The sequence below is a fragment of the Paraburkholderia sp. genome, from assembly GCF_035656215.1.
GTDB lineage: Bacteria > Pseudomonadota > Gammaproteobacteria > Burkholderiales > Burkholderiaceae > Paraburkholderia.
In genome coordinates this window covers 1-7,675 of record NZ_DASRSY010000452.1, presented here as the reverse complement: position 1 = coordinate 7,675, position 7,675 = coordinate 1, and the positions used below count along the sequence as shown (strand labels likewise).

General features: G+C 62.2%; 6 protein-coding genes and 1 pseudogene. All 7 read left to right on the top strand.

Annotation, left to right across the window (positions count from 1 at the left end; translation table 11 throughout):
- The first annotated feature begins 124 nt into the window (after window positions 1–124).
- Entirely contained in the window at window positions 125–1,135 is a 1,011-nt protein-coding gene (locus VFE81_RS26520) for a hypothetical protein (protein WP_325047426.1), read from the top strand.
- Complete coding sequence (pelF, locus tag VFE81_RS26515) at window positions 1,132–2,790, top strand: GT4 family glycosyltransferase PelF (protein ID WP_325047425.1); 1,659 nt, start codon at window positions 1,132–1,134, stop codon at window positions 2,788–2,790. Before VFE81_RS26520 ends, pelF begins: the two co-directional genes overlap by 4 nt.
- Window positions 2,790–4,163 (top strand): exopolysaccharide Pel transporter PelG, encoded by a 1,374-nt coding sequence (pelG, locus tag VFE81_RS26510; protein WP_325047424.1) that lies wholly within the window; start codon window positions 2,790–2,792, stop codon window positions 4,161–4,163. Before pelF ends, pelG begins: the two co-directional genes overlap by 1 nt.
- Window positions 4,164–4,185: 22 nt before the next feature.
- Entirely contained in the window at window positions 4,186–5,292 is a 1,107-nt protein-coding gene (locus tag VFE81_RS26505) for an endo alpha-1,4 polygalactosaminidase (protein WP_325047423.1), read from the top strand.
- A gap of 56 nt (window positions 5,293–5,348) precedes the next feature.
- Window positions 5,349–6,251 carry an endo alpha-1,4 polygalactosaminidase gene (locus VFE81_RS26500; RefSeq protein WP_325047422.1) on the top strand — a complete coding sequence of 301 codons (903 nt, stop codon included), beginning with the start codon at window positions 5,349–5,351 and terminating at the stop codon, window positions 6,249–6,251.
- A gap of 81 nt (window positions 6,252–6,332) precedes the next feature.
- Window positions 6,333–7,355: a UDP-glucose 4-epimerase GalE gene (gene galE, locus VFE81_RS26495; RefSeq protein WP_325047421.1), complete on the top strand. Its 1,023-nt coding sequence runs from the start codon at window positions 6,333–6,335 to the stop codon at window positions 7,353–7,355.
- Window positions 7,356–7,417: 62 nt separating this feature from the next.
- Window positions 7,418–7,675 (top strand): annotated as a pseudogene (locus VFE81_RS26490) (glutamine--fructose-6-phosphate aminotransferase); the annotation flags it as partial.

Genomic DNA, 7,675 nt, shown 5'->3' with positions numbered 1-7,675 from the left:
GCCAGTCTCACGGCGCAGTTCAACACCGACCTGGAACACGCGCGCGTCGGCGTTCACACGCTCCGCCTCGAGGGCGGCGAGCCGGGCGCGGCGCTGCTGCGTCTTCTCAAACGAAGCGGCCTCGATGTCTAAGACCCTTTCCCTCATCGTGAGCGCGTTGGCGGCGCTGGTGGCCGTGGTCGTGCAATACCTCGCGATCGTGAGCCTGATGCAACCGTTCGGCGCGATCGATCCATTGCTGCGCTTTCTCGCGCTGCAGGCGCTGGCAGGGCTCGCCGAAGCCGTTGCGTTCCGTCTATGGCTGCCACCGCGTTATCGCGCGCCGCGCGCGCTGTCGCTGCTGCTGTTGTGGGTCGCCTGCACGTTTGTGCCGCTGTTCGGCGGCCTCGTGGTGCTGGTCAGTTGCGTCTGGGCCGCGCTCTTTCCGGGCCGCACTGAGAGCGATCAGCTCGCCGATGTGCCGCGGCCGCAGTTTGTCACCTATCTGGTATCGCGTGTCTCGCACGGCGGCGGCGCGCGGCTGCAGGCGCGGCTCGCGAATACACAGGTGTCGGCAACCGACCGTCTGTCCGCCCTGGTTGCGATTCAGCGGATGCCGACCCGCACCACCGGCACCTTGCTGCGTGAATTGCTCGCCGATCCGCTCGAAGACATTCGCCTGATCGCTTACGGCACGCTGGATCACGCCGAAAACGAAATCATGCAGAAGATCTTCCAGACCAGTAAGGCACTCGAAGCGACCAGTGGCGATACCGAGCGCCATGCGCTCAATCGTCTGCTGGCCGAACTCTATTTCGAGCTCGTGTATCAGAACCTGGTGCAGGGCGAGGTCTACCGGCACACGCTGCAACAGGCCGATCGTTACGCGCAGGCGGCGCTCGAAACAGATCCGGGCGACGCGGCGCTGTGGCTGATTCGCGGCCGTCTCGCGTTGGCCAACGGCCTGCCCGATGCCGCACAAGGTCACATTTCGCGCGCACTGGAACTCGGTTTCCCGCGTGAACGGCTGGTTCCGTGGCTGGCGGAAGCCGACTTCCTGCGAGGCGATTATTCGCGCGTGTCGCAGCTTCTCGCGTCACTGGGCAATGCGGCTGCGTTGCCCACACTCAAACCGGTTGTGAACTACTGGTCATGATGAAAGAACTCCCGTTCCGCCGTGCCGCTGATGCCGATGTCTGCCTTCTGCTGGAAGGTACGTTCCCGTTCGTGCGCGGCGGCGTATCGAGCTGGGTCAATGAAATGATCAAGGCGTATCCGGCGACGCGTTTCGCGATTGTCTTCATCGGCAGCCGCGAGCAGGATTACAACGGCGTCGCCTACGTGTTGCCGGACAACGTCGTGCATATCGAAACGCACTACCTGTACGAGCAGGGCGCAGCCGATTTTCCGCAACCGCGTGCCATCCGCGGCGACGCCGCTGCATTTGCACGTTCGCAGCAGTTGCATGACGCGCTGCGCGATCCGCGCAACGGCCCGGACGCAGGCGCACTGATGGCAGACATGATTCCGATGCTCAGGAAAGACGGCGCGCTGCACGAAACGCAGTTTCTGTCGAGCCGTGCTGCGTGGGACACGATCGTCGATCAGTATCAGAAGTACTGTACCGATCCTTCGTTCACGGATTATTTCTGGACCGTGCGGATCATGCACAAGCCGTTGTGGCAACTGGCGCGCGTCGCCGAAACCTTGTTGCCCGCACGTGTCTATCACACGGTATCGACCGGCTATGGCGGGTTTCTCGGCGCGCTGATGCATTACCGCACCGGCCGGCCGCTGCTCATTTCCGAGCACGGCATCTATACGAAAGAACGCAAGATCGACTTGTTGCAAAGCCAGTGGATTCGCGATAACCGCGGCGTATTCGAGCGCGATATTTCGCGCGTCAGCTATTTCCGCGAACTGTGGGTGCGTTTCTTCGAAGCGATCGGCAAGCTCGCCTATGATGCCGCGGACGACATTGTCGCTCTGTACGAAACGAACCGTCAGCGGCAGATCGCGGACGGCGCGCGCGCGGAGCGCACACAGTGCATTCCGAACGGTATTGACGTCGACGGACTGGCGCCGCTGGTGGAGCGCCGCAAACCGCGCTCACATCGTGTGGTGGCGCTGATCGGACGCGTAGTGCCGATCAAGGACATCAAGACTTTCATCCGGTCGATCTTCATTGCATCGCGCACGTTGCAGGATCTCGAAGGCTGGATCATCGGACCGGAAGAAGAGGACCCTGCCTACGCGCTCGAATGCCGCGCACTCGTGGAGAGCCTCGGACTCAGCCAGCATGTGAAATTCCTCGGCTTCCAGCGCATCGACGAGATGCTGCCGCAAGTCGACGTGATCGCGCTGACGTCGATCAGCGAGGCGTTGCCGCTGGTGGTGCTGGAGGGCTTCGCGGCGGGCGTGCCGGCCATTACGACGGATGTGGGCTCGTGCCGTCAACTGATCGAAGGTGCCGATGAGGCAGATCGCGCGCTCGGCTCAGCCGGCATGGTGGTCCAGCTTGCGGATCCGGCGGCGTTTGCCCGGGCTGTGCTGTCGCTGCTGGCGGATGACGCACGGTGGCTGGCCGCGCAGCAGGCGGGTCTCGCGCGTGTACGCCGCTATTACACGAAGACGCAGATGATCGACAGTTATCGCACGCTGTATGACCGGCTGGCCGCGATGCCGGATCGCGAACGCAACGGGCAGGGTGCCGGCGCAGCCCGCTGCCCGATGGACTATGGCACTCAACCGGACGGGGCGAAATCTCAGGCGCGTGCAGCGCAGCCCGTTCAGCCGCAGGAGACACGCTGATGGCCGGTATCGGCTTCGAATTACGCAAGATCATGCGTCGCGAGACGCTGGTGGGCGTCGCGCGTGCTTACGCATATGCCGGCTTGATCAGCTCAGGACCGCTGATTCTGTCGATCTTCGGCATTCTGATCATCGGGTTGATCAGCCTCACGTCGGTGATACCGACGTTTGCGATCGTGCAGTTCCAGGTGTCTGTCACCTATCTGATCGCGCTCAGCCTGATCCTGACCGGACCGCTGCAACTCTCGTTCACGCGCTTCATTTCGGACAGGCTGTTCGAAAAGCGTGACGACCTTGTACTGTCGAACTACAACGGCGTGGTGCTGGTGTCGTCGGTGCTGGCAAGCGTGGTGGCGGTGATCGCGATGCTGGTGGGCTTTCGCGGCGAGCCCTTGATCTATCGCCTGTTGATGATCACGGGCTTCGTGGTGGTCAGCAACATCTGGATCGCCGTGATCTTCCTGTCGAGCGTCAAGCAGTACCGGCAGATCCTGCTGGTGTTCTTTGTCGGCTACGCGTGCGTGGTGTGGCTCGCACTCGCGTTGAACGGGTATGGCCTCGTGGGATTGCTGGGTGGCTTTGTCGCGGGGCATATTGTGCTGCTTGCCGGGTTGTCCGGGCTGATCTATCGAAACTACCGCAGCGAGCGTTTCATTTCGTTCGAAGTGTTCGAGCGGCGCTTCGCCTACCCGAGCCTCGCGCTCGTCGGGCTGCTGTTCAATATCGGCGTGTGGCTCGATAAGTTCATGTTCTGGTATGCGCCCGGCACGGGCAGCAAGGTCATCGGTCCGCTGCATGCATCGGTCATTTACGACATTCCGATCTTTATCGCCTACGTTTGCGTGATGCCGGGCATGGCGACCTTTCTCGTACGTATCGAGGCGGATTTCGTCGAGTATTACGACGCTTTCTATGACGCGGTGCGCAGCGGCGCGACGCTGCGCCACATCAATGAAATGCGCGACATGATGGTGGGGAGTGTGCGCTCCGGCCTGTTCGAAATCATCAAGGTGCAGACGGTCGTGCTGTTGCTGATCATTGCCTTTGGCGAGCGCGTGCTGGGTTCACTTGGCATTTCCCCGCTGTATCTGCCGCTGCTCGTCGTGGACGTGGTGTCGGCGAGTCTGCAGGTGTTGTTGCTGGGGCTGCTCAATGTGTTCTTCTATCTGGACGGGCGGCGCATGGTGCTGCGGCTCACTGGTGCGTTTGTGGTGCTGAATGGGCTGTTCACCGGCATTACGCTCAAGCTCGGCCCGGATTTCTACGGGTACGGTTTTGCGCTGGCACTCCTCGTCGTGGTGGTGGCATCCGTGAAGGTGCTCGACAGAAAATTCATGTCTTTGGAATACGAAACGTATATGTTGCGGAGTTGACCTTTCGACTTCGGATTCCACCATGCATCAGAACAACCTCGTCCCGCTTCAGCAGGCCGGCCGCCCGCGTCTTGCCGGCATGACCTCCTGGGCCGCACAGGCGGCGCGATGGATAGGCGCGGCGGGCCTCATCGCAGCTGCCGCCCTGACGACAGCGTGTGGCGGCGGAGGCGGTTCCAGCGGTTCGAGCGGCACCGCGACTAACACGTCGAATGTTTCGAACCCGACCGGCGGTACGAATACTGTGAGCCCGGCGCCCGTGATCGCGGCGGCGCGGGCGTTGCCCGCTTCTCCGGCGTGGGTCGCGTACTATGGGAGCGCCAGCGCGATCGACATCGCCCAGGTCGCGGCCACTTTCAAGCTGATCGTCATCGATGCGGATCCCGGCAACGGCACACCCGCCTTCTCCGCGGCGCAGATCGCGGCATTGAAGGCGAATGGCGCGAAAGTGCTGAGCTATCTGAATTTCGGTGCCTGCGAGAAAGCGCGGACCTACTGGAACACTGTGCCGCCCGGTTTCGTATCGTGTGGCGCGAATACGGCGGCGCAACTCGGCAAATATTCGGGATTCCAGGAGTACTGGATGAATCCCGCTAACGTCGACTATCAGAATCTGATCGTGAACTACATCGCGCCGCGTCTCGCGGCAACCGGTGTGGACGGATTCATGCTGGATAACTTCGAAATTGTCGGACATGGCGCCAATGCGTCCGCCGGTCCGTGTGATGCGGTTTGCGCGCAAGGCGGCCTCGATCTCGTCAAGCAACTGCGCGACCAGTTTCCGAATCTGGCATTCGTGCCGAATGCTGCGCCAGTGCAGGCGATCGGGGGGGCGACGGGCGGCGTCTCGTTCCCGTGGCTGATCGACGGCGTGTTGTCGGAGCAGGTCTATTTGCCGGCGGTGAGCGCGTCGGGGGTGCAGCAGTTGCAGGCATGGCAAAGCGCCGAGCAGAACCTGGGGCGTCGCAATTTCTTCGTCGGTACGCTCGACTATGCGTCGTCGTGCACGGCGTCGTCGGCGGCACAAAGCGCATGGACAAGCGCGCAACAGGCGGCCTTCAGTCCGTTGATCGCGACGGCGTCGCTGAGCAGCATCTGCTGGTGGCCGTTCTTGCCTTCGGGCAGTTAGAAATAGCAAGCTGACGCGGGCGGCGTCGCCTGAACAACGTATAAAAGGAACCGGTTTTGGCTGAGCAAGATCACGACGGGCAGTTTTCATTGCGCGCGGTGCTGCGCCTCTTCAGCAGGCTCGCGCGCGTGGTTGCGGTCGGCGCGCTGGCTTCGGTTGCGCACGCGCAGGGCGCGGCGGGCACGCCTGCTGGACCGTCTGTCGCGCTGTTCTACGGTGCGAATCCGCCTGTTGAGCAACTCTCCGCTTTCGATGTCGTGGTGGTCGAACCCGATGCGAAGTTCGACCCGCGCGCCCACGCCAAAACACATCCGGCATGGTTCGCGTATGTGAGCGTCGGCGAAGTGAACGCGCACCGGTCGTATTTCAGCGCGATGCCGGGCGCGTGGCTGTCGGGCGAGAACGCGGCGTGGGCATCCAAGGTCGTGGACCAGACCGCGCCGGGCTGGCCGGCATTTTTTGTCGACAAGGTGATCGCGCCATTGTGGAAAAGAGGCTACCGCGGCTTCTTCCTCGACACGCTCGACTCGTATCAACTCATCGCTAAGACCGACGCCGCGCGAGCCGCGCAGGAGATGGGGCTGGTCAACGTCATCCGCGCGATCAAAGCACGTTATCCGCAGGCGAAGTTGATCTTCAACCGCGGTTTCGAAGTGTTGCCGCAGGTTCACGATCTTGCCTATGTGGTCGCGTTCGAATCCTTGTATCGCGGTTGGGATGCCGGGAAGCAGCGTTATACGGAAGTACCGCAGGCCGATCGCGACTGGCTGCTGATGCAGGCGGCAATCATTCGCGAGAAATACCGGCTACCGGTGCTGGCCATCGACTATTGCCCACCCGCCGACGATGCGTGCGGGCCGGCCACCGCCGCCCGCATTAGCGAGGCGGGTCTCGTGCCTTATGTCACCGATGGCGACCTCGCCACGGTTGGCGTCGGCTCGGCCAGCCCGTCCGATTGAACGGACATTGCCATTCCACCGGCAACCGGGCGGCGTTGATCGAACGTTGCGGTTGGATGAATCAATAAAAAGGGGAAATGTATGCTCTCGAAGGGCACGATTCTGGTAACGGGCGGCGCCGGCTTTATCGGCTCGCATACCTGCGTGGAATTGTCGAACGGCGGCTACGACGTGGTCGTGGTCGACAATCTCGTCAACAGTAACCGCGAGTCGCTCAAACGCGTTGAGCAGATCACCGGCAAACGGGTGACGTTCTACGAAACGGATTCGCGCGACGAAGCGGCATTGCAACGCATTTTCGACGCTCACCCGATTACCGGAGCGATTCACTTCGCCGCGCTGAAGGCGGTGGGTGAGTCGGTCGCCAAGCCTATCGAGTATTACGACAACAACATCGGCAGCTTGTTGACGCTGCTTGTGGTCATGCGCGCGCGCAATGTGAAGCAGTTCGTGTTCAGTTCGTCGGCCACGGTCTACGGCGTGCCGAAGACTTCGCCCGTCGACGAATCGTTTCCGCTGTCCGCCACCAACCCATACGGTCAATCGAAGCTGATCGCCGAACAGGTACTGCGCGATCTGGAAGTATCGGATCCAGCCTGGCGTATTGCCACGCTGCGCTATTTCAACCCGGTCGGCGCGCACGAAAGCGGGCTGATCGGCGAGGACCCCGGCGGCATCCCCAACAACCTGATGCCGTATGTCGCACAAGTCGCGGTCGGCAAACTCGAAAAGTTGCGCGTATTCGGCGGCGATTACGACACGCCGGACGGTACCGGTGTGCGCGACTACATTCATGTGGTCGATCTGGCGCGCGGACACCTGGCCGCACTGGACGCGCTGGTCAAACGCGATGCGAGCTTTGTTGTCAATCTCGGTACCGGCCAGGGCTACAGCGTGCTGGACGTGGTGCGCTCGTTTGAAAAGGCATCTGGCAAGTGCGTGCCTTTTGAAATCGTGGCGCGGCGTCCGGGTGACGTGGCGTCGTGCTTTGCCGATCCGGCTGCGGCCGAAAGGATGCTCGGCTGGCGGGCGCAGTACGGCATCGAGCGTATGTGCGCGGACCACTGGCGCTGGCAGTCGGCGAATCCGGCTGGTTTCGCCTGAGTGGCGTCACCCTCGATGCAGTTCGTGTTACCCAATTCAATTTTGCGTAGGAAAACGAATTTATGTGCGGCATTGTCGGCGCAGTAGCGCAACGTAACATCGTACCGGTTTTGATCGAAGGGTTGCGGCGCCTCGAGTACCGCGGCTACGACTCGTGCGGTGTTGCCGTGCTAGGCGACGGCGGTCCGCAACGCGCGCGAAGCCTGGCGCGTGTCGCGGATCTCGACGCGCAGACGCGCGACACGCGTCTGGCGGGCGGTACGGGCGTCGCGCACACACGCTGGGCAACCCACGGTGCACCGGTGACGGATAACGCGCAT